At 73.6% G+C, this 22,251-nt stretch carries 11 protein-coding genes; 9 read left to right on the top strand and 2 right to left on the bottom strand.

Annotated elements, in window-relative coordinates; translation table 11 throughout:
• Positions 1–23: 23 nt before the first annotated feature.
• Entirely contained in the window at positions 24–1,685 is a 1,662-nt protein-coding gene (locus tag ABZ721_RS32080; protein ID WP_358792281.1) for a serine/threonine-protein kinase, read from the bottom strand.
• Positions 1,686–2,149: 464 nt separating this feature from the next.
• Here ABZ721_RS32080 and ABZ721_RS32075 point away from each other — a divergent pair, with 464 nt between their 5' ends.
• The 9 genes from ABZ721_RS32075 (at position 2,150) to ABZ721_RS32035 (ending at position 17,173) form a co-directional block, all read left to right on the top strand.
• On the top strand, positions 2,150–5,389 hold the full coding sequence (locus tag ABZ721_RS32075) for an FtsK/SpoIIIE domain-containing protein (RefSeq protein WP_358792280.1): 3,240 nt from the start codon (positions 2,150–2,152) through the stop codon (positions 5,387–5,389).
• Between the two features lie 293 nt (positions 5,390–5,682).
• Entirely contained in the window at positions 5,683–7,062 is a 1,380-nt protein-coding gene (locus tag ABZ721_RS32070) for an extracellular solute-binding protein (protein WP_358792279.1), read from the top strand.
• A 58-nt stretch (positions 7,063–7,120) separates the two neighbouring features.
• The gene (locus ABZ721_RS32065) at positions 7,121–8,422 is read left to right on the top strand and encodes a sugar ABC transporter permease (RefSeq protein WP_358792278.1); all 1,302 of its coding nucleotides are present in this window, start codon (positions 7,121–7,123) and stop codon (positions 8,420–8,422) included.
• Positions 8,419–9,270: a carbohydrate ABC transporter permease gene (locus ABZ721_RS32060; protein ID WP_358792277.1), complete on the top strand. Its 852-nt coding sequence runs from the start codon at positions 8,419–8,421 to the stop codon at positions 9,268–9,270. Before ABZ721_RS32065 ends, ABZ721_RS32060 begins: the two co-directional genes overlap by 4 nt.
• A 167-nt stretch (positions 9,271–9,437) precedes the next feature.
• Complete coding sequence (locus ABZ721_RS32055) at positions 9,438–11,708, top strand: bifunctional glycosyltransferase family 2 protein/CDP-glycerol:glycerophosphate glycerophosphotransferase (RefSeq protein ID WP_358792276.1); 2,271 nt, start codon at positions 9,438–9,440, stop codon at positions 11,706–11,708.
• 11 nt (positions 11,709–11,719) lie between these two features.
• Entirely contained in the window at positions 11,720–12,661 is a 942-nt protein-coding gene (locus ABZ721_RS32050) for a class I SAM-dependent methyltransferase (RefSeq protein ID WP_358792275.1), read from the top strand.
• A gap of 162 nt (positions 12,662–12,823) precedes the next feature.
• Positions 12,824–14,839: a glycosyltransferase family 2 protein gene (locus ABZ721_RS32045; protein WP_358792274.1), complete on the top strand. Its 2,016-nt coding sequence runs from the start codon at positions 12,824–12,826 to the stop codon at positions 14,837–14,839.
• A gap of 239 nt (positions 14,840–15,078) precedes the next feature.
• Complete coding sequence (locus ABZ721_RS32040) at positions 15,079–15,705, top strand: methyltransferase domain-containing protein (protein ID WP_358792273.1); 627 nt, start codon at positions 15,079–15,081, stop codon at positions 15,703–15,705.
• A 184-nt stretch (positions 15,706–15,889) separates the two neighbouring features.
• The gene (locus tag ABZ721_RS32035; RefSeq protein ID WP_358792272.1) at positions 15,890–17,173 is read left to right on the top strand and encodes a serine/threonine-protein kinase; all 1,284 of its coding nucleotides are present in this window, start codon (positions 15,890–15,892) and stop codon (positions 17,171–17,173) included.
• Between the two features lie 76 nt (positions 17,174–17,249).
• Here the strand turns inward: ABZ721_RS32035 and ABZ721_RS32030 are convergent, their stop codons facing one another.
• Entirely contained in the window at positions 17,250–22,193 is a 4,944-nt protein-coding gene (locus tag ABZ721_RS32030; RefSeq protein ID WP_358792271.1) for an NAD-glutamate dehydrogenase, read from the bottom strand.
• Positions 22,194–22,251 lie beyond the last annotated feature (58 nt).

The following is a 22,251-nucleotide window of genomic DNA, read 5'->3' as shown; positions in this document are numbered from 1 at the left end:
CGGGTGCGGGCGACGCGGTCGCGTCAGTTGCCCGACCCCGCCACCTCGTTGACCTTGTCCCAGGCAGAGCTGATCCACCCCGTCGTGGTGTCCCAGAGGTTCTGGCCGCTGTCGACCCACTCCGGGAGCGGCGTCGTGTACCAGACCACCACGAAGATGACGATCAGCACGAGGATCGACGCCAGGCAGCCCTTGAGGCAGCCCAGGCCCGGGATCTTCATCGGGTTGGCGCCGCGCGGCCGCGGCTCGCGCCGGGGCGCGGGCTCCGGCACCCGCTGCGGCTCGTACCGCTGGGGCTGCGGCTGCTGGTAGCGCGGCTGGTCCTGCTGCTGCGGCGGCGCCTGGTAGCGCGGCTGCGGCCGGGACGGCTGCTGCTGCGGGGCGTACTGCCCCTGCTGCTGGTACTGCCCCTGCTGTCCCTGCTGCCCTTGTTGTCCCTGCTGCCCCTGCTGGTACTGGTTCTGGTCCTGCCGCCCCCGGCCCTGCTGCTGCCCGCCGGGCTGCCGCCGCGGCCTGCGCCGCAGCGGGTCCTGCTCCGGGTCGAGGTACTGCAGCTCGGTCTGCTCGCCGCGCTGGCGCGCCGCGCTGAGCTGGGACTGCCAGGGGTGCGGGCCCTGCTGGTCGGCGGAGCCCTGCGGCGGGCCGTCGGGCACCGGCGGCATGACGCGGGTGCCGTCGCCGCCGGGCCGGCCCGGGCCGGTGAGCGGCAGCACGCCGGTCGCGCCGTTCGGGTCGTAGCGGTGCGAGGGCAGCACCTGGGTCGGGTCCGCGCTGCCGGGGACGGTGGTCGGCGCGAGGTCCGGGCCGAGCAGCGCGGCGACGCCGAGCGCCGCCTCCGCCTCGGCGGGGGTCGCGTGCACGCCGATCCCGGCGGCGGCCACGCGCAGCGCGCGGGCCAGGTTCTCGGCGCTGGGACGCTCCTCCGGGTTCTTGCGCAGGCAGCGCTCGATGACCGTCCACAGCGGCTCCGGCACGTTGCCGGGGCGCACCGGGTCCTGGCTCAGGTGCGCGTGCAGCACTTCCAGCGCGTTGTCGCCGCGGAACGGCGCGCGGCCGGTGACCAGCTCGTAGAGCAGGATGCCCGCGCCGTACAGGTCGACGGCGGACGTCTGCGGCTTGCCCTGCGCGGACTCCGGGGCGACGTAGGCGGGAGTGCCGACGAACTCGTGGGTGCGGGTGATGCCGGGCGAGTCCGCCAGACGGGCGATGCCGAAGTCGGTGAGCATCGGGTGCATGTGCGGGCTGCCGTCGTCGCCGTAGGTGGTGGCGAGGAGCACGTTGGCGGGCTTGAGGTCGCGGTGGACCACGCCGTCGGCATGGCTGGCGGCGAGCGCGTCGGCGACGGCGGCGGTCAGCAGGGCCGCGCCGACCGACGAGAACGGGCCGTTCTCGCGGAGGTACTGGTGCAGGTCCGGGCCGTCGACGAGGTCCATCACCAGGGCGAGCAGATCGCCCTCGACCACCAGGTCCCGCACCCGCACGATGTGCGGGTGGCGCAGACGTACCAGGACGGCGCGCTCGCGCAGGAAGCGCATCACGATGTCGGGATCGCTCGCGAGCTCTTCCTTGAGCACCTTGATGGCGACGACGCCGTCCTCGTCGCGCACCCGGGCGCGCCAGACGGTCCCCGTGGCCCCGCGTCCGAGTACGTCCTCGAGGAGGTACTTGCTGCCTACCGGCCGCACGTCATGCACTCCCTGGTCTTGGTGGTGCTTCGTGGTACCCGGTGGAGGCGGCACCTGGTGGTTCCCTGCTCCGCCGCGGCCCGTCGGGCCCCGACCGTGCCAACTGTAGTGCGGACGGCCCCCGCGGCCCGCTGCCGACCGCGTACACCGGGCGCGCGGGACGGCGTGCGGACCGGGCGCGCGGAGTGCGCAGCTCGGGAGTAGGACGCGGCCGACCACCACATGGTTGCCCCGGAACCGCTTCTCATTGCGACAAGCAGCACCTTTCCGGTCAACAACTGATCATTCAAGATCACTACTGTCAGGACCGGGGGCGGGTTGTCGGTGGCAAGTGGGAGGATGCTTCCCGTACGGGTGTGACGGGGCAACAGGCGCCCGCCCGCTCGTGCTTGTACGTGTCGACGCGCCCGTGCGCGGTGGGGAGCTTCCTGCCAGGCATCCGGGCAGAAGGGACCGCGGACGAGATGCAGATCCGGCTGACCGTCCTCGGGCCGCGCAGCGGCCGAGCGGGGCGCACCTGCGACGTGCTGGTCACCGCCCCCGCGGGGACCGCGCTGAGCGCGGTTTCCGGAGCGCTCGCGTCCGGAGCCGGCGACGGCAGGCCCGCGCGCTCCTCCGGTTCCTCCGCCGCGCTCTACGCGGGCACCGAACGGCTCGACCCGGGAGCGCTGCTCGGCATGCCGCCCCTCGTGGACGGCGCCGTGCTCTCCCTGCACACCCCCGCCGAGCAGCACGCCGAGCCCCCGTCGGGCGCCTCCGCCCCGGCCCGGCTGTGCGTCGTCGGCGGTCCGGACTCCGGCGGCGTCCATCTGCTGCAGGGCGGCCAGGTCCGGGTCGGCCGCTCCGCCGAGGCGGACGTCCCGCTGGACGATCCCGACGTCTCCCGGCTGCACTGCACGGTCACCGTCGCCGCCGACGGCCGGGTCACCGTCGCGGACCTCGGCTCGACCAACGGCACCACCGTCGACGACCGCCCCGTCGGGGAGCGGCCGGTCCCGCTGCCTCCCGGCGCGCTGCTGCGGATCGGCGAATCGACCCTCCACGTGGAGCCCGGTCCGCGCGAGGCCCCCGTCCCGGCGGCGCCCGACAGCGAGGGCCATCTGCGGGTCGCCCTCCCGGCCGCGGGCGCGCCCGCGGCCGGACGGACCGGCGGGCCGGGAAGGGCGGGCGCCGGCCACGGCTCCGCCCCGTACCCCGGCCCCCGCCCGGCGTCCGCACCATCCCCTTCACCGTCTCCCGCCTCAGCGTCTCCCGTCTCGCCGTCTCCCGCCCCGTCACGGCCGCCCGCCGCGGCTCCGACCGCTCCGGCCGCCCCGCCCGCCGGCTCCTCCCGACGGATCGACACCCCGCGCAGCGGTTCGCACGGCTACGCGGACGACCGCGCCCCGGGCACCGACGACCCGGCCGCGACGTACGGCCGCGGCGAACGGCTGCGGCAGGACGAGACGGTGCGGGTCCCGAGGCCGCCCCAGCCGCCGCAGCCCGGCGGCGGGGTCGCCGGGACCATAGGAGCGTGGGCCCGGCGGCTGGCGGCCGGCCGCGGCAGCGCCGCGGCGCAGGGCGCGGACGGCGCGCGGCTGGCCGCCGAGGCGGCCGCGCTGCGCGACCGCTGGCCCGACCCGGCCACCGTGCTGCTGACCGCGCTCGGCCCCGGCCGCAGGCTCTGGGAGCGCGGACCCGGGCATCCGGACGCGCTGACGCTGCGGCTGGGCACCGCGGACCTGCCCTCCGAGGACGGCGCGGGCACCCTGCGCACCGTCCCCTTCACCGTCGACCTGCGCGACCCGCACACCTTCGCGCTCGGCCTCGCCGGGCCGCGGCCGCGGCTGGCCGGGCTGGCCCGCGCGGTGCTGGCGCAGGCCTGCGCGCTGCACTCCCCCGGCACGCTGGAGCTCGTCCTGATCAGCGCCGACCGCTCGCGCGGCGCCGAGCAGCGCGCCGACGAGTGGGCCTGGCTCAACTGGCTGCCGCAGCTGCGTCCGGCGCACGGCCAGGACTGCCGGCTGCTGCTCGCCTTCGACCGCGAGCAGGCGGCAGCCCGCGTCACGGAACTCGCCCGCCGCCTGGAGGAGGGTCCGCTCGGCTCCGGCTGGGCCGGGGCCGCGCCGGAGGCCGTCGCCGAGGCCGCCGCCCACCGCGAGGGCCCCTTCACCCTGGTCGTCGTGGACGGCGACCCGGATTCGGCGGCGCTGCGCGACACCCTGGACCGGATAGCGGCCGTCGGCCCCTCGGCGGGCATCCACGTGCTGTGCCTGGCCGAGTCGCCCGACCGGCTCGCGGCCGAGTGCGGCGCCGTCGCCCAGCTCTCCGGCGACGTGGCGACGACCCTGCGGATGGATCCGTACGGTCCGGAGCAGGTCGTCGTGGACGCGGTGTCGCCCGCGTGGGCCGAGCGCTTCGCGCGGGCGCTCGCGCCGCTGCGGGAGACGGACACGACGGCACCGCGCGCCCGCAACGCGCTGCCGCGCACCGTCCGGCTGCTGGACGCGCTGGACCTGGCGCTGGCCACCCCCGCGAAGATCACCGCCCGCTGGGACGGCTCCCCGGACGACACGGGCGAGCGGACGACCCGCCGGGACGGACAGGACGAGCGGGACGGGCGGGACGGGCGGGACGGGCATGAGGCTGACCGGCCGCCCCTCACCGGCTACGCACGGGCCGGCGGACGGGCGCTGGCGGTGCTGGGCTCGGGCTCCGGCGGTCGGGTCGTGGTGGACCTGGCGGCCGAGGGGCCGCATCTGATGGTGGGCGGGACCGCGGGTTCGGGCAAGACCGAGCTGCTGCGCTCGGTCGCCTCCGCGCTCGCCGCCGCCGAGCGGCCCGACCGGCTGGCGCTGGTCCTGGTCGACGGGGCGGGCACCGAGCGCGGCGAGGGCCTGCGCGCGGTCACCGACCTGCCGCACGTCTCGACGTACCTGGCGGCCTCCGACCCCACCCGCATGCGCGAGTTCGCCCAGGCGCTCGGAGCCGAGCTCAAGCGCCGCGAGGAGCTGCTGGGCGGTCAGGGCTTCGCGCAGTGGCACGCGGACCGGCTGGTGACCGTGCCCCGGCAGGCGGCGGCGCGGGGCGATCTGCGCGGCGACGGCTCGCGGGGCGACGGCCGGAAGCCGTCCGAGCAGGGCGCGCTGCGGGTCCAGACCCGCAGCGACTCCGCACTCCCCCGGCTGGTGGTCGTGGTCGACGACTTCGACGCGCTGGTCGCACCGGGGCTCGGCAGCCCCGGCCGCCCGGCGGCCGGCTCCGTCGTGCGGGCGCTGGAGGCGGTGGCCCGCGAGGGCGAGCGGCTCGGCGTGCACCTGGTCGTGTCGACGGGGCGCCCGGAGCGCACCTCGGGGACGGAGGCGGACGAGCGGTCGCGGCTGCGGATCGCGCTGCGCACCGAGGATCCCGCGTCGGCCGCCCTGCTGGTCCACGTCGAGGACCCGGCGGGGCTGGACGAGGAGGTGCCGGGCCGCGGCTACCTGCGCCGTCCCGGCGGCGCGGTGGTGCCGTTCCAGGCGGGCCGGGTCAGCGGCCGCATCCCCCGTACGGCGACGCTGCGGCCCACGGTCGTGCCGCTGGAGTGGGAGCGGATGGGCGACCCGCCGACCCGCCGGCCGCTGCGCGAGCTCGGCAACGGGCCGACGGACCTCGCGCTGCTCGCCAGCGCGCTGCAGCGCGCCGCCGAGTCCGCGGGGGCGGGCCCGGCCCAGCCCCTGATGTGACGCCCGCGCGGGCCCCGGGTTCGCCGCCCGCGCGAGCTGAGGGTGCGATGCCCGCGCGAGCCCCTGCCGCGGTGCCCGCGCGGGCGTCCGCTCGGGCCCCGGTCCGGACGCGCCGGCCCCTGCGGGAACCGCCGGCCCGGCGGTTCGCCCGGGGGCCCAATTTTCGGGTTTTCAAACCCCGCTGACGCCGCATCACGTCAAGGTCACGATCAACCCCTATACCCCGCCCATGCCCTTGCGTCGCTGTTCCGCGCAGGCGTAGGACAGACGGACCGGACCGAGGGGATGAGCAGATGCGTACATTCAGCACGCGCGCGCACAACCACCAGGCACGAACCGCGCTGGCCGTTGTTGCGGCCGCCGCACTGGCGCTCACCGCGGCCGGCTGCGGCAGTGATGACAAGAAGGAGGGGCCGAACTCCAGCGCCCCGCCGACGTCGTCATCGGGGCTCCAGCTGCCGGATCTGAAGGGCCAGAAGCTCGAGGTGGCCGCCGTGTGGACGGGCGCCGAGCAGAAGAACTTCCGGAAGGTGCTGGACGAGTTCCAGAAGCGCACCGGCGCGACGGTCACCTTCGTCCCGACCGGTGACAGCACGTCCACCTTCCTGGGGACGAAGATCCAGGGCGGGGCGCCGCCGGATGTCGCGTTCCTGCCGCAGGTCGGCGTGTTGCACCAGTTCGCGGACAAGGGCTGGGTCAAGCCGATCGGCCCCGAGGCACAGGCCCAGCTGACGAAGAACTTCTCGAAGGGCTGGCAGGACCTCGGCGCCTACAAGGACAAGCAGTACGGCGTCTACGCCAAGGCCGCCAACAAGTCGCTGGTCTGGTACAACGCCGCGGCCTTCCAGCAGGCGGGCGTCGCCGAGCCGAAGACCTGGGACGAGTTCCTCAAGGCTGCGGAGACCATCTTCGAGTCGGGCACGCCGCCGGTATCGGTCGGCGGCGCGGACGGCTGGACGCTGACCGACTGGTTCGAGAACGTCTACCTGAGCCAGGCCGGCCCCGAGAAGTACGACCAGCTCGCCCAGCACAAGATCAAGTGGACGGACCCGTCCGTCAAGGACGCGCTGACCACTCTCGCCGGGCTCTTCGGCAAGAAGGACCTGGTCGCGGGCGGCCCGGCCGGCGCCCTGCAGACCGACTTCCCGAAGTCGATCTCCCAGACGTTCACCGGCACCCCGCCCGGGGCCGCGATGGTCTACGAGGGCGACTTCTCGGCCGCCGTCATCTCCTCCAGCACCAAGGCGAAGGTCGGCACCGACGCCAAGGTGTTCCCCTTCCCGGCCGTCGGCAGCGGCAAGGCGCCGGTGGTCAGCGGCGGTGACGTCGCGGTGATCCTGAAGGACGGCAAGGGCGCCCAGGCGCTGCTGACCTTCCTCGCCTCGACGGACGCGGCCAAGGTGTGGGCGTCGTCCGGCGGGTTCGTGTCGCCGAACAAGTCGCTGGACGTGGCGGCCTACCCCGACGAGGTCTCCCGGAAGATCGCGCAGGCGCTGATCTCGGCGGGTGACGACTTCCGCTTCGACATGTCGGACCAGGCGCCCGCCGCCTTCGGCGGCACCAAGGGCGAGGGCGAGTGGAAGGACCTGCAGGACTTCCTGGTGAAGCCCACCGACGTGGCGGGCGCCCAGGCCAAACTCGAAGCGGACGCCGCCAAGGCGTACAAGAACTGAGGCGCCGGTGGCCTCGACGGTGACCACGGGGGGCGCGGCCGCGGCCGGCCCACCCCCCGTGAAGCGCAAGAGCCTGCTCGGCACCCGGCCCGGGGTGGCGATCGCCTTCCTGCTGCCCGCCCTGCTGCTGCTGGGCGCGCTGGTGGTGTACCCGATCGGGTACACCGTCCAGCGCAGCTTCTTCGACGCGGACAACTCGGCGTTCGTGGGCCTGAGGAACTTCGGCGAGGTCTTCACCGACCACGCCAATCTGACGGCCGTCAAGAACAACGCGATCTGGGTGGTCGTGGCCCCGGTGGTGGCCACCGTGCTGGGTCTGATCTTCGCGGTGCTGACCGAGCGGGTGTCCTGGGGCACGGCGTTCAAGCTCGTCGTCTTCATGCCGATGGCGATCTCGATGCTGGCCGCCGGGATCATCTTCCGGCTGGTGTACGAGAACGACCCGGACCGCGGTGTCGCCAACGCGGTCGTGGTCGGGATCCACGACACGTTCGCCGAGGCGTCCGCCTATCCGGGTGCCAGGCCCCGCCCGAACGCGGATCTCGCGCCGACGGCGGGCGGCTCGTTCACCACCAAGGCGCAGGCGCAGCCGGGCACGTCGGCGGCGCTGCCGCTGATCGGGATCCCGCAGAACAAGATCCCGGGCGGCGCGCAGGACGCGAAGCCCGCCGCGCCCGCGGCGGACGGCGGGGTCTCGGGCACCGTGTGGCTGGACTTCAAGGCCGGCGGCGGCGGGAAGGCCGGCGCGATCGACGCCGGTGAGAAGGCGCTGCCCGGCGTCAAGGTCGAGGCGGTGAAGGACGGGAAGGTCGTCGCGTCGGCGAAGTCCGGCGACGACGGCACGTTCGCGCTGCCGGCCTCGGCGGCCGGCGCCAACCTGCGGCTGCCCGCGTCCAACTTCGCCACCCAGTACAACGGGGTGGACTGGCTCGGCCCGAGCCTGGTCACGCCGTCGATCATCGTCTCGTACATCTGGATGTGGGCGGGCTTCGCGATGGTGCTCATCGCGGCCGGCCTGGCGGGCGTGCCGCGTGAGCTGCTGGAGCAGGCACGGGTGGACGGCGCGAACGAGTGGCAGGTGTTCCGGAAGATCACCGTGCCGCTGCTGGCACCGGTGCTGGTCGTGGTCCTCATCACGCTGATGATCAACGTGCTGAAGATCTTCGACCTCGTCTACATCATCGCCCCCGGCGCCTCGCAGTCCGACGCCAACGTGCTCGCGCTGCAGCTGTACCTGAAGTCCTTCGGCGGCGGTAACGACCAGGGTGTCGGCAGTGCGATCGGCGTCCTCCTGCTGCTCCTCGTCCTGCCCGTGATGATCTTCAATATCCGGCGGCTGCGCAGAGAGGCACGACGATGAGCGCGATCGCGGCGAAAGTCGCCTCCTGGGTCAGCGGCGGCGCGGTGCGGGTCTTCCTCATCGTGGTGGCGCTCTTCTGGCTGCTGCCGACCATCGGCCTGCTGCTGTCCTCCCTGCGCGACCCCACGGACATCGCGGCGTCCGGCTGGTGGAAGGTCTTCAGCGCCCCCTCCGAGCTCACCGTCTCCAACTACAAGTCGCTGCTCAGCAACGACACCGTCGTCAACTCGCTGCTCAACACCGTCATGATCACCGTCCCGACCACGCTGCTCGTCGTCGTCATCGGCTCGCTGGCCGGCTACGCCTTCGCGTGGATGGACTTCCCGGGCCGGGACTGGTGGTTCCTGGCCGTGGTGGGCCTGCTGGTGGTCCCCATCCAGGTGGCGCTGATCCCGGTCGCCCAGCTCTTCGGCGACATCGGGATCTTCGGCGACATCACCGGCGTCGTGCTCTTCCACACCGCCTTCGGCCTGCCGTTCGCGATCTTCCTGCTGCGGAACTTCTTCGCCGAGATCCCGCGCGAACTGCTGGAGGCGGCGCGGCTGGACGGCGCCGGCGAGCTGCGGCTCTTCACCACCGTGATCATGCCGCTGGGCGGGCCCGCCATCGCCTCGCTGGGGATCTTCCAGTTCCTGTGGGTGTGGAACGACATGCTGGTGGCGCTGATCTTCGCCGACAGCGACTCGCAGCCGATCACCGTCGCCCTCCAGCAGCAGGTCCGGCAGTTCGGCAGCAACATCGACATCCTCGCGCCCGGCGCGTTCGTGTCCATGGTCGTCCCGCTCGTGGTGTTCTTCGCCTTCCAGCGGCAGTTCGTGTCGGGGGTGATGGCCGGCGCTGTGAAGTAGTCGTGATCAAGCACCCCCACGACGCCGTAACCAGATCACTCCCCGCGACGTTGCGCCGCATATAACGGGTACCGGCCGCGTACGTCCTGGTTCATCCGATAACCGAGCAATCCTCGTGTGTACGCGGGCGCCCGTCCACAGCGCCCGCGTCAACACCTGGATGCCCCTTGCCCCGGTTCAGCGTCATCGTGCCCGCCTACAAGGTTCAGGCCTATCTACAGGCCTGCCTGGAATCCGTGACGACCCAGTCGTTCACCGACTTCGAGCTGATCGTGGTCGACGACGGCTCGCCGGACGGCTGCGGCGAGATCATCGACGAGTTCGCCGGCCGCGACCGCCGGATCACCGCACTCCACCTCCCCGAGAACGTCGGCCCCGGCCTCGCCCGCAACGCCGGGCTGCACCGCGCCACCGGCGACTACCTGCTCTTCCTCGACGGCGACGACACGCTCGCCCCCGGCGCCCTGCTGGCGGTCGCGGACCGCCTCAAGGAGACCGGCTGCCCGGACCTCCTGCTCCTCGACTACGAGCGCACCTACTGGGACGGCGAGGCCCGGCGCAACCGGCTCGCCGGGCACCTGGCGCAGCGGGGGCCCGAGACGTTCACCCTGGGTGACCGCCCCGAGCTGCTCGACCTGCTCACCGTCGTCTGGAACAAGGCCTACAGCCGCGAGTTCACCGAGCGGGCGCAGCTCACCTTCCCGCCCGGCTACTACGAGGCCACCGCCTGGACGTACCCGGCGCTGCTGGCCGCCGACAGCATCGCCGTCCTGGACCAGGTGTGCGTCCGCTACCGGCAGCGCCGCCGCGGCACCCTCCTCGGCACGACCAGCCGCCGGCACTTCGACATCTTCAAGCAGTACGACCGGGTCTTCGCCTTCCTCGACGGCCACCCCCGCCTGGAGCACTGGCGGCCGGCCCTCTTCCGGCGGATGCTCGACCACCTCACCACCGTCTACAACTCCCCCGACCGGCTGCCGCGTTCGTCCCGCGCCGACTACTTCAAGCGGTGCCGCGCCTACTACCGCCGGCACCGCCCGCGGGCCTTCCGCGGCTCCCCCCTCAGCCAGGCGGGGCTGCGCTACGCCCTGGTCCGCCTGGGGGCCCGCCGCTCCTTCCAGTCGCTGGGCGGCGTCCACCGCACCCGGCTGCGGGCTCAGGCGTGGCTCGCCGCCCGCGGCGGCCGGATCCGCGGGGCGGCGCTGCGGCTGCACTACCGCCTGCAGCGGCGGCGCCCCCTCGACCAGGAGCTGGCGGTCTTCTCCGCGTACGACAACCGCGGCTACGTCTGCAACCCGGCCGCCATCGAGGCCCGGCTGCGCGACCTGGCCCCGCACCTGCGCACCGCCTGGGTCACCACCCCCGAGCACGCCCACACCCTGCCGCCGGGGGTGCGCCGGCTGCAGCCGGGCTCGGCCGCGTTCTGGACGGCGATGGCGCGGGCCAGGTACCTGGTCACCAACGACGAGCTGCACCCCCGCTTCACCAAGCGGGCCGGCCAGCTCACCCTCCAGACGCACCACGGCACCCCGCTCAAGCACATGGGCCTGGACCTGCGGGAGTTCCCGGCCGCCGCGCGGAGCGCGGACCTGGCGCACGTCCTCGCCCAGGCGGACCTCTGGGACTACAACCTGTCCTCCAGCCGCCACGCCACCCTCACCTGGGAGCGCGCCTACCCGTCCGCCTTCACCACCCTGGAGTACGGCCAGCCCCGCAACGACGTCTTCCAGCGGGCCACCCCCGAGGACGTGCGGCGCGTCCGCGCCGAGCTGGGCATCCCGCGCGACTCCACGGCCGTGCTCTACGCCCCCACCCACCGCGACTACCGCGCCGGCTTCCACGCCGACCTCGACGTGGAGCGCATCGCCCGCGAACTTGGCCCCGGATTCACGGTCCTGATGCGTACGCATCACCTCTATGACACCGGCGCCCAGCACGCTGCCGGACAGTCGGCCTTCCTCGATGTGTCCCGGCACCCGTCCGTCGAGCAGCTCTGCCTGGCGTCGGACGTCCTGCTGACCGACTATTCGTCGCTGATGTTCGACTACGCCAATCTCGACCGGCCGATCGTCATCCACGCCGAGGACTGGGAGGTCTACCGTGCCTCGCGCGGAGCCTACTTCGACATCACCGCGCAGCCGCCCGGCCTCCTGGCGCGCAGCGAGGACGAGTTGATCGACATCCTCGCGACCGACGCCTGGCGCGGGCCCCGCTCGGCGCAGCTGCGCGCCGCGTTCCGCGAGCGCTTCTGCCCGTTCGACGACGGACACGCCGCCGAGCGCGTCGTCCGCCGGCTCTTCCTGGAGAACCGCGGCGACACCCTGCCGCCGGTGATCCCGCCGCAGGACCGCCGCCCGGTGGCCGCCCCCGGCCAGGGGCGCGCGCTGTCCGGCCGCCCGCACACCGGAACCCTTTCCGCTTCACTCACGCCCAGCTGAACGGAACACCCATGGAAGCCCCCACGACCACCGACCAACCCCCCGCCCCCACCGAGCCGGCACAGGCGCTCCCCGCCCCCACCGCGCTCTCCGAGGTGAAGGGCTGGTTCTTCCCCGCCGACCAGTTGCTCTTCGACTGGCTGCTCAGCCGGCAGCAGCGGCTCACCGAGCCCGGCGACCTGCTCGAAGTGGGGGTCTACCTGGGCAAGAGCGCCATCTTCACCGGCTCCTACCGGCGGGAGGGCGAGCGCTTCACGGTCTGCGACCTGTTCGACGCGCCCGCCCAGGACACCGCCAACAGCGACGAGATGGCCCGGTCGTACTCCACGCTGACCCGGCGGGCGTTCGAGGCGAACTACCTCTCCTTCCACGACGAGCTGCCCACGGTCGTGCAGGGCCTGTCCTCGGTGGTACCCGACCATGTCACCGCCGACAGCTGCCGGTTCGTCCACATCGACGCCTCGCACCTCTACGAGCACGTCCACGCGGACATCGCCGACGCCCGCGACCTGCTCAAGGCGCACGGCGTGGTCGTCCTCGACGACTTCCGCGCCGAGCACTGCCCCGGCGTCGCGGCCGCGTCCTGGCAGGCCGTCACCACCGGCGGGCTGCACGTCATCTGCATCACCGACCGCAAGCTCTACGGCACCTGGGGCGACCCGGCGGCCGTGCGCGCGGAGCTGCTGGAGTGGCTGGGGACCCGCGACGACCTCTGGCACGAGGTGCAGACCGTCGTCGGCGAGCCGCTGATCCGCATCAGCGGCCGCAAGGCGACCCCGCCGGCGCAGCCGGTCTCCCGCCACGAAGCCGTCCCGCCGGCCGAGCCGGAGCCCGTCCAGGTCGCGGCTCCGGCTCCCCCGAAGCCCGCGCCGGCCAGGCGCCGCTCCCCGCTGCGGCGCTTCGCGGTCAACGTGCTGCCGCCGTTCATCACGAAGGCGCTGCGCCGCGGCTGACGGGCAACACCGCTTGCCGGGCGACTACGTTGGGCGATCGAGCGGCTACTGTGGGTGGATCAGTCCGCCACGCCGGGTCGCGCAGGCCCGGCGAACGGGAGGGGCCGGCGGCAACGCCGGCCCCGGCACCCGCACCCCGCCAGGAAAGGCCCGAGCCTCCGTATGACGCCCCGACTGACCGTCGTCGTCCCCGTCCACCGTGCCGAGCAGTACCTGGAGGACTGCCTCCGGTCGGTCGCGGAACAGACGCTGGACGCCCTCGACGTGGTGATGGTCGACGACGGTCCCGCGGACCGCACGCCGGAGACCGCGCGGCGGTTCGCCGCGGACGACCGGCGGTTCCGCCTGGTGCGCGCCGGGCGGCCGGGCACCAGGGGCCTGGGCCACGCCCGCAACACGGGAGCCGGGCAGGCGGACCCCCGCACCGCGTACCTGGCCTTCCTGGACGGTGACGAGACGCTCCCGCCGCGCTGGTACGAGAAGCTGGTGGCCCGGCTGGACCGCTCGGGCGCCGACCTCGCGGCCGTCCTCCCGCCCGGTGTCGCGTCCGGTGTCGCGTCCGGGGGCGCGTCCGGGGGCGCCGGCGCCGTGCTGCCGGCGGACCGTTCGGCGGCGAACCGGGTCTTCCGCCGCGCCTTCTGGGACCGGCACGCGCTCGCCTTCCCCGAGGACGTCCACCACGAGGACAGCGCGGTCACGATCCGCGCGCACGTCCTGGCCGGGGCCGTCGACGTCCTGCACGAGCACCGGGACGACCGCGCCCGCCCGATCCCCCACCCCGCCGACGTCCAGGACCTGCGCGACCGTTTCACCGCCCTGGACGGCATCGGCCGGTTCCTGGACACGACGCCGCACCGGAGGCTCCACGACCGCTCCGTCCTCACCGAGGAGCTGCCGGGGTGCGTGGCGGCGCTGCCGCCGGCCTGCCCCGAGTACCGCGAGGTCCTCATGGACCGCGCCCGGGACTTCCTCGCGCGCGTCGACCCCGCGCTTCTCGCCGAACTCCCGGTCGGGCAGCGGATCAGGTACCACCTCGTCCGCGAGGGCCGGCTCGACGACCTGCTCGCCGTGCTGGCGCACGAGGAGGAGAACGGGGACGGCTTCACGGTCGCGGGCACCCCGTTCCGCCGGCGTGCCGAGTTCCCCGCCGGCCCCGGCGGCGGTGCGATCCGGCTGCCGTACGGCGTGGCCGCGCTCTCCGCGGCCGACCTCCCCGTGCGGTCGCGGCTCCTGGAGGCGCGCCGGCAGGACGGCAAGCTCGTCCTGCGGGGCTACGCCTACATCCGGAACCTGGACGCCTCCACCCGGCGCAGGTCGTTGAAGACCGCGTTCCTGGCGTCGGGGCGGCGCAGGCTCCTGCTGCCGCTGCGGACCGTGCCCGCCCCGGAGGCCACGTACGCCTCGGGGCAGGAGCGGCACTGCTACGACTGGTCCGGCTTCGAGATCACCGTCGACCCCGCGCGTCTGCGCCGCGGCGGGCGGTGGAGTGCGGGCGAGTGGCGGCTCGGCGTCACCGTGGCGACCGCCGGTGTCGTCAGGACCGCCGAGGTGCTCGCCGGGGCGAGCGGCTCGGCCGCCGCACCGGCGCCGCTCCCGCTGGACGACCGGACGCGCCTGGTCCCGTGCTTCGGGACGGGCGGGCTGCGGCTGGTGGTCGAACCGGTCGACGTCCGGCTCACCGGCCATCAGGCGCTGGGCGAGGACGCCGTCGAACTGCTCGCCGCCAACAGCGGCAAGGAGCAGCCGCGCACCCTGCGGCTGACCCACCGCCCCTCCGGAACGCTGCTGGAGTACCCCGCGGTCTGCCGCCCGGTGGGCCCCGCCACGGCGCCCGGCAGCGTCGTGACGTCCCGGTTCTCCCTCGCCGACCTGGCGGCCGCCCGCACCGCTCCCGGAGCCGCCGCGAGCGTGGTCTGGGACGTCGCCTTCACCCTGGCCGACGGATCGACGCGCATCGCCGTCGGCCCGCCGGCGCCCGGTGGCGTCTACGTGAGCGGGCCCGGCCGCGAGCTGGTCCTCGGGTCCACCCCCGCCGGCGACCTGGAGCTGTGGGACCGTACGCCCCGGCCTGCGGACGCTCCGGACGGGCCGGCGGACGCTCCGCTGCTCCTCGGGGGCGAGCTGCCGGTCATGCCCGCCGAGGGGGCGTTCACCCTCGCCGACGGTGATCCCGCGTGACCGGGACCGTACGCGCTTACCCCGCTGACCTGCTGCTCTCGGATCATGTCCGGGAGCTGGAATTCGGCGCTGCCCGTCGGCCCTGGTGTTTGCGTTCTCCGCGCTGCTAGCGTTCACGGATACCGCCATCCGTCCAGGCTGTCCCGGACAGGATCGCCTGCCTGCGGCCGTCCAGGCCGGGCCGCCCTCCCGTCACCCAGCGTTCCTCCCGTTCATCCCAGAGAAAGCTACTCCGGCTGATGTCCGACACCTCGCAGGACCGTAAGAGCACCGCCGACGCCAACTACACCGAGCGTCTGGCGACCCTGGAGAAGGCCGGTATCAAGCGGCTGCTCCCGACGCAGGCCCCGTACCGCTGGAACCTGCGCCGCCTGAAGCTGGGCCGGGTGCTCGACATCGGCTGCGGGCTGGGCCGGAACCTGCAGAACTGCGGTCCCGACAGCGTGGGCGTGGACCACAACCCGACGTCGGTGGCGACCGCCCGCGAGCGCGGCCTGACCGCGTACACCCCGGACGAGCTGGCCCAGGCGGCGGACTGCGGGCCCGGCTCGTTCGACAGCCTGCTCTGCGCGCACGTGCTGGAGCACCTGGACGAGGACGTCGCGAAGGGGCTGCTCACCCAGTACCTGCCGTACCTGAAGCCGGGCGGTTCGGTCGTCCTCATCACCCCGCAGGAGGCCGGCTACCGCACGGACGCCACGCACGTGCGCTTCGTCGGCTTCGAGGAGCTGCGGGCGTACGCCGACGAGGCGGGTCTGACCACGCGGCGCACGTACTCCTTCCCCTTCCCCCGCGCCGCCGGGAAGGTCTTCCCCTACAACGAGTTCGTCCTGGTCTCCTCGGCCCCGACGACCCCGACGGTCTGACCGCGGCACCGCCGCACCGCGAAGCCTCCGCGCCCCCGTCCGCCCGGTCCGCCGGGAGGGCGGGGGCGCTGCCGTCGGCCGCCCCTGCGCCGGTCCGGTGGCGCGGCACCCGCTCATGGCCGGATTCCCGTGCCATGCACAGGAGTTCGGACCGATAGCATCGTTCCTCGATCGCCTATCGGGGGTGCCGGACATCGCCAGCAACGACAGCGTCAGCGGCGACGCTCCCGGCGCGCTGGGCGCGCTGCGGCCGGAGGATCCCCGGGAGATCGCCGGGTACCGGCTGCTCGCCAGGATCGGCGAGGGCGGTCTCGGCACGGTCTACCTCTCGCACGCCCCGGGCGGGCAGCCCGTCGCCCTGAAGGTGGTCCGCCGCGCGTACGCGCGGGACGAGGGCTTCCGCCGGCGCTTCCCGGCAGACGTGCGGGCCGCGCAGGACGTGCGGGGCTACCACGTCGTCCCCATCGTCGGGCACGACGCCGGCGGGGACCGGCCCTGGCTGGCCACCGCCTACATACCCGGCCTCTCCCTCGACGACGCGCTCGCCGCCTTCGGCCCGCTGCCGCCCACCGCCGTCCTGCAGCTGACCGGCTGCGTGGCGCAGGGGCTGCGCGCGGTGCACGGCTGCGGGGTCGTCCACCGCGACCTGCAGCCGGGCAACGTGCTGCTCGGCGAGGACGGCCCCTGGCTGGCGGACTTCGGCCTGGCGGGGGCGGCCCAGTCCGCGCGGCTGACGCGGGGCACGGGCCTCGTCGCGGCCCCGCAGTACATGTCGCCCGAGCACGCCGGCGGGGACGCCCTCACCCCCGCGACCGACGTCTTCTCGCTCGGCCTGGTCGCCGCCGTCGCCGCGTCGGGCCGCCACCCGTACGGCGAGGGCGGCCCCGGCGGCCCGGTCAGCCTCGCCACCCGGATCGCCAACACCGCCCGCCGGCCGCCGGACCTGACCGGCTACCCCGACCTGCTGCGCCCGGTGCTGGAGCGCTGCCTGGCCGCCGATCCCGCCGACCGGCCCGCGCCCGCCGAACTGGCCGAGCTGTGCGAACGGGCGGCGGGGCGCCCGCTGCGCGACTTCACCGGCTGGCTGCCGGAGCGGCTGACCGCGGAGATAGCGCGGCGCACCGTCGCGGCCCGGCAGCCGCCCGCGCCGGAGCCGCTGGTACCCGACGATCCGGCCGCGGACCCGGCCGCCGGGGCCCCGACGGGCAACCTCTTCGGGCCGGTCGTCGCCACCTGGTCCAACTGGGGCACCGCGACCCCGGACGTCGCGCCGGTGGGCGGAACGTTCCGGCAGCAGACGCTGCTCGCGATCGCGGGCAGCGTCGTCGCCCTGCTCCTCGCGGTGACCCTGACCTACGCCTTCATGCGCGACAGCCACCACCACCCGGCGCCGCCCGCCCCCTCCCCCGCGGCCAGCACCTCGGGAGGGCCGTCGCCGAGCCCGCCCGCGCCGGGCACCACCCGCTGACGCGCCGGGGGGCAGCGCGCCGCCGGCCGGGCCCCGGTGTGCGGGGTCCGGCCGGCGGCGGTTCCTTCGGGAGCGCTCAGCGGCGGGCGCGCAGCAGCGTACGGAACGTCCGCATCGCGACCGACAGGTTCGCCAGGTCGAACTCCTCCGAGCCCTGGATCTCCTCCAGGGTCGTCCTGGCGCGGCCGATGAGCGCCGCGTTCTGCTCCTCCCACGCCTTGTAGCGCTGCTCCGGGGTGGAGGTGCCGTCCCCGGCGGCCAGCACGTCGGCGGTGAGCGAGGCGTGGGCCGCGAAGAGGTCCTCGCGGATGGCCGCACGGGCCATCGACTGCCAGCGGTCGGCCCGCGGCAGCTCGATGATGCGGTCCAGGAGCTGGGTGATCCGCAGCCGGTCGGCGAGGTCGTAGTAGACCTCGGCGACGTGGATCGGGTCCTTGCCCGCGCGGTCCGCGACATCGACGATGTCGAGGGCCGGGAAGGCGGAGGAGAAGCCCGCGACCCGGGTGGCCAGCTCCTCCGGGACGCCCGCGCCGGTCAGCTCGTCGTAGATGTTCTGGTACCACTCCAGGTCCGCGCCGCGCACCAGCTTCGGCAGCTGGGCCCAGACGGTGGCCACCCCGTCGCGGAAGAAGTCGATCGTCTCGGCGATCTCCAGCGGCTGCGGCCGGTTGTTGAGCAGCCAGCGCGTGGCGCGCTCGACGAGGCGGCGCGAGTGCAGCCGGATCCGGGTGAGCACCTCGGCGGCCACGACGTTGTCGAGCGCCTCGACCTCGTCCCAGATCCCGGCCAGTCCGAAGATCGCGCGGGCCGCGGTGTGCGCCCTGACGATCTCCTCGCCGGTCGCGCCGATCTCCTCGCGGAAGCGGTGCAGGAAGGTCGTGCCACCGGTGTTGACGGTGTCGTTGACCAGCATCGTCGTGACGATCTCACGGTGCAGCGCGTGGTTCTCGATCTGCGGCGCGAACCTCTCGCGCAGCGGCTTCGGGAAGTAGTCGTGCAGCAGCGTGCGCAGGTAGGGATCCTCCGGGAGGTCGGTGTGGATCAGCTCCTCCGCGACCGTGATCTTCGTGTACGCCATCAACACGGACAGCTCGGGCTGGGTCAGGCCCTGCCCGTTGGCGAGCCGCTCGCGGATCTGCCGGTCGGTGGGGAGGAACTCCAGCGCCCGGTCGAGCCGGCCGTCGCGCACCAGCTTGCGCATGAAGCGCTGGTGGGCGTGGAGCAGGCTGGAGGCCTGCGCCATGCCGTTGCCCAGCGCGACGTTCTGCGCGTAGTTGTTGCGCAGCACCAGGCCGCCGACCTCGTCGGTCATCGCGGCGAGCAGCGTGTTGCGCTGCTTGACGGTGAGGTCGCCCTCCGCGACCACGCTGTTGAGCAGGATCTTGATGTTGACCTCGTGGTCCGAGGCGTCCACGCCGGCGCTGTTGTCGATCGCGTCGGTGTTGATCCTGCCGCCGCCCAGGGCGAACTCGATCCGGCCGAGCTGCGTCAGCCCCAGGTTGCCGCCCTCGCCGACGACCTTGACCCGCAGGTCCGCGCCGTCGACGCGGATCGGGTCGTTGGCCTTGTCGCCGACATCCGCGTGCGACTCGGTCGAGGCCTTGACGTAGGTGCCGATGCCGCCGTTCCAGAGCAGGTCCACGGGGGCCTGGAGGATCGCCTTCATCAGCTCGGCGGGCGTCAGCTTGGCGACGTTCGACTCGATGCCGAGCGCCTTGCGGACCTGGGCCGTGATCGGGATGGACTTCGCGGTGCGCGGGTGGATGCCGCCGCCCGCCGAGATCAGCGAGGTGTCGTAATCCGCCCACGAGGAGCGCGGCAGCTCGAACATCCGGCGCCGCTCGGCGAAGGAGGTGGCCGCGTCCGGGGTCGGGTCCAGGAAGATGTGCCGGTGGTCGAAGGCCGCGATCAGCCGGATGTGCTCGCTGAGCAGCATCCCGTTGCCGAACACGTCGCCGGACATGTCGCCGACGCCGACGACCGTGAAGTCCTCGGTCTGGGTGTCGTGGCCCATCTCGCGGAAGTGCCGCTTCACGGACTCCCAGGCGCCCTTGGCCGTGATGCCCATCTTCTTGTGGTCGTAGCCGACCGAGCCGCCGGAGGCGAACGCGTCGCCCAGCCAGAAGCCGTAGCTGACGGCGACCTCGTTGGCGATGTCGGAGAAGGACGCGGTGCCCTTGTCCGCCGCGACGACCAGGTACGTGTCGTCCTCGTCGTGCCGCACCACGCCGTTCGGCGGGACGACCTCGCCGCCCACCAGGTTGTCGGTGATGTCGAGCAGCCCGGAGATGAACGTCTTGTACGAGGCGATGCCCTCGGCCAGCCACGCGTCGCGGTCCACCGCGGGGTCGGGCAGCCGCTTGCCGACGAAGCCGCCCTTGGCGCCGACCGGCACGATCACGGTGTTCTTCACCATCTGGGCCTTGACCAGGCCCAGCACCTCGGTACGGAAGTCCTCACGCCGGTCGGACCAGCGCAGGCCGCCGCGGGCGACCTTGCCGAAGCGCAGGTGGACGCCCTCGACCCGGGGCGAGTAGACCCAGATCTCGAACGCCGGGCGGGGCGCCGGCAGGTCCGGGATCGCCTGCGGGTCGAACTTCATCGACAGGTAGCTGTGCGGCTGCCCGTCGTCACGGCGCTGGAAGTAGTTGGTGCGCAGCGTCGCCTTGATGAGGGTGAGGAAGGAGCGCAGGATGCGGTCCTCGTCCAGCGAGGCGACCTGGTCGAGCGCGCCGTCGAGCTCCTCCAGGAGGCCGTCGGTCAGCTCCTTGCCGGCCCGCTGGTGGTCGGGCGACATCCGGGCCTGGAAGAGGTTGACCAGCAGCCGGGTGGTGTGGACGTTGTTGCAGAGGGTGTCCTCCATGTAGTCCTGGCTGAAGGTCGAACCGGCCTGCCGCATGTACTTGGCGTACGCGCGCAGCACCATGGCCTGGCGCCAGTTCAGCCCGGCGCGCAGCACCAGGGAGTTGAAGCCGTCGTTCTCCGCCTCGTCGGTCCAGGTGGCGGCGAAGGCCTCCTGGAAGCGCTCGCGGGCGTCGTCGCCGAGGTCGCCGAGGGACGGGTCGAGCCGCAGCCCGAAGTCGTACACCCAGGCGCGGGTGTGGTCGGTGCGGCGCAGCTCGTAGGGGCGCTCGTCCACGACCTCGACGCCGAGCTTCTGCAGCACGGGCAGGACGGCGGAGAGCGAGACGGGCGCGCCGGTGCGGTAGATCTTGAAGCGCCGCTCGCCGGGGGCCGCGCCGACCGGCTCGTACAGGCTGAGGGTGAAGTCGCCCTCGGGCTTGAGCTGTTCGATGTGCTGCAGGTCCGCGACGGCCGAGCGGGGGGTGAAGTCGGCGCGGTAGCCGTCGGGGAAGGCCTGGGCGTAGCTGCGGGCCAGCTCCGCGGCCCGCTCCTCGCCGCACTCGGCGTTGAGCGCCTCGGCGAAGCCGTCGGCCCAGGAGCGGGCGGCCTCGACGAGCCGGGCCTCGATCCGGTCGATCTCGGACTCGGTGAGGTCGTTGAGCGCCGTGCCGGGCGCGACGCGGACGACGAAGTGCAGCCGGGAGAGGACCGATTCGGTGTTCCAGGCGGTGAAGTCGACGCTGTGGCCGTTCAGCTCGTCCTGGAGGATGTTGGTGAGCCGCAGCCGCACCGCCGTGGTGTAGCGGTCGCGCGGCAGGTAGACCAGCGCGGAGTAGTAGCGGCCGTACTCGTCCTGCCGCAGGAACAGCCGCAGCCGGCGGCGCTCCTGGAGGTACAGCACGCTGGTGACGATGGAGCGCAGCTCGTCGGCGGGCGTCTGGAACAGCTCGTCGCGCGGGTAGGTCTCCAGGATCTGGAGCAGGTCGCGGCCGTCGTGGCTGTCCGGGGTGAAGCCGGCGCCGTCCAGCACCTCCTCCACCTTGCGGCGGATCACCGGGACGCGCCGTACGGACTCGGTGTACGCGGCGGAGGAGAACAGGCCCAGGAAGCGCCGCTCGCCGATGACGTTGCCCTCGGCGTCGAACTTCTTCACCCCGACGTAGTCGAGGTAGGAGGGTCGGTGGACGGTGGAGCGGCTGTTGGCCTTGGTGAGGATCAGCAGCCGGTGCTCGCGGGCCTTGGCCCGCGCGTCGGCCGGCAGCCGGTTGAACGAGGGGGAGCCGGGGTGCGTGCCGTCGTCCCCGTGCTGGGGGTCGGAGCGCAGGATGCCCAGGCCGGTGCCGGGCACCGCGGACAGCACGTCCTCCCCGGTGCCGTCGGGGCCGGCGGCGGTGGTCAGCTCGTACTCGCGGTAGCCCAGGAACGTGAAGTGGTCGTCGGCGAGCCAGCGCATCAGCTCCCAGGCCTCGCCGACCTCCTGCTCGGGCAGCGGCGGCGGGGTCGCGGCGAGCTCCTCGGCGATCCGGAGCGTGGCCTCGCGCATCTTCGTCCAGTCCTCGACGGACTCACGGACGTCGGACAGCGCGCCGCGCAGCTCCGCGGTGATCTCCTTGAGGTCGTCGCGGTCGGTCTCGCGGTCGATCTCGACGTGGATCCAGGACTCGGTGAGCGCGTCGTGCGGCAGGTTCTCGGGGGCGACGCCGTTGTCGTGCGTCCCGCAGCCGGAGTCGATGATCTCCAGCAGCTTCCCGGTCAGGTCGCGGCGCACCACGATCTGCGGGTGCACCACCACGTGGATGGCCCGGTCGGCCTGCGACAGCGCGTTGGTGACCGAGTCGACGAGGAAGGGCATGTCGTCGGTGACGACCTCGACGACGGTGTGGCTGCAGGCCCAGCCGTTCTCCTCGACCGTCGGGGTGTGCACCCGGACGTTCGCGGTGCCCTGCGGGCGCAGCTCCGCGAGGCGGTAGTGGGACAGCGCCGCGCCGAACACGTCGACCGGATCGCGGTCGAGCAGGTCCTCGGGTGCCGTGTGCAGGTAGTACCGCTGGAGGAACGCGAGCAGCGCCTCTTGGTCGAGGCCCTGGCCGGGTGGTCCCCCTGCCGGGCTGTTCTCAGCTACCCGGGCCGCCCGTGCGAGCAGCTCGGCCTTGGCTTCGTCCAGCTTGGTCTGCATGTCCTCTGACTCCTGTCGCGCGCCGTTGCGTGACGTCGGGTGATGGCGCGGCGGCCCG

It is taken from the genome of Streptomyces sp. NPDC006733 (genome assembly GCF_040636125.1).
In the GTDB taxonomy this organism is placed as follows: Bacteria; Actinomycetota; Actinomycetes; order Streptomycetales; family Streptomycetaceae; genus Actinacidiphila.
The sequence above is the reverse complement of the archived record's forward strand: the minus strand, read 5'-3'. Positions and strand labels throughout refer to the sequence as shown.

Coding starts and splice junctions, on each gene's coding strand:
- ABZ721_RS32040 (WP_358792273.1), top strand. CDS start 15,079: ATGTCCGACACCTCGCAGGACCGTAAGAGCACCGCCGACGCCAACTAC.
- ABZ721_RS32070 (WP_358792279.1), top strand. CDS start 5,683: ATGCGTACATTCAGCACGCGCGCGCACAACCACCAGGCACGAACCGCG.
- ABZ721_RS32045 (WP_358792274.1), top strand. CDS start 12,824: ATGACGCCCCGACTGACCGTCGTCGTCCCCGTCCACCGTGCCGAGCAG.
- ABZ721_RS32030 (WP_358792271.1), bottom strand. CDS start 22,193: ATGCAGACCAAGCTGGACGAAGCCAAGGCCGAGCTGCTCGCACGGGCG.
- ABZ721_RS32050 (WP_358792275.1), top strand. CDS start 11,720: ATGGAAGCCCCCACGACCACCGACCAACCCCCCGCCCCCACCGAGCCG.
- ABZ721_RS32075 (WP_358792280.1), top strand. CDS start 2,150: ATGCAGATCCGGCTGACCGTCCTCGGGCCGCGCAGCGGCCGAGCGGGG.
- ABZ721_RS32060 (WP_358792277.1), top strand. CDS start 8,419: ATGAGCGCGATCGCGGCGAAAGTCGCCTCCTGGGTCAGCGGCGGCGCG.